At 49.4% G+C, this 761-nt stretch carries 1 protein-coding gene; it reads right to left on the bottom strand.

Annotated elements, in window-relative coordinates; genetic code table 11:
• Positions 1–761, bottom strand: a 761-nt coding sequence (traN, locus tag OU793_RS24735) for a conjugal transfer protein TraN (RefSeq protein ID WP_274647931.1), incomplete at both ends; no start/stop codon positions are given.

Here is a 761-nt window from a genome sequence, read left to right as displayed (position 1 = left end):
ACGCTTTGTCAGTACATTGCATACTGTTGCCAGTGAATATCATCGGTGGGTCGCCTATGCCATCGGCGGCATCTGCGAGTGCTGCGAGTGCTGCAAGGCTTTCGTCAAAAGCGTCGTCGGTGGTTGGTATCTCTTCAAAGCAATCGCCATCAAGACAAAATGATTCCTCTCCGCAAAATAAACTCGTACTGCTGCACTTTTGGAAAGGGCAACGCATGGTGACGTCGTTTTCAATACAAACGCCATACTGTTGCAGGCGGCACTGCGTATTCAACACTTCACAATCGGCAGGGAGTGCATTACAGGTGTTGTCGGTTTGGCATTGGTGGTCGATTTGGTATTTCCAGCAACTTCGATAGGTTGGTATGCCATTGACGATACGAGTTTCAGGACCTTCGATACAGGTCTCAGAGACAGCGCTGCATTCCGGCATCAACTCACACTCGGTTTTCCATGAGAAAATATTTTTCACACATTGGCCGCCAGAAAGTGTCCATCCAACAAAGCAACCAAGTTCGGCAGGCTTTGTGACAGGAACAAGGCCACAAATGCCGTACACTTTACGAAGGGCGATGCCGCAACTGTTGTAGTTTGAATTGAACTGAAATTGCCCCGCGCGGTAGCCTGTGGTGTCATTGAGAGTTTGCCCTTTCCAAAGATAAGTTGGTATATACGCGGTGGCGGAGCAGGAGAAGTATCCCGTTTTCGATTCCATCGTTACGCGGTTTTGGCTGTCAAAACGGCACTCTTCTTCCCACCCG

Source organism: Vibrio sp. VP6, assembly GCF_028823755.1.
Taxonomy (GTDB): Bacteria; Pseudomonadota; Gammaproteobacteria; order Enterobacterales; family Vibrionaceae; genus Vibrio; species Vibrio parahaemolyticus.
This window is presented reverse-complemented; position numbering and strand designations above follow the sequence as displayed.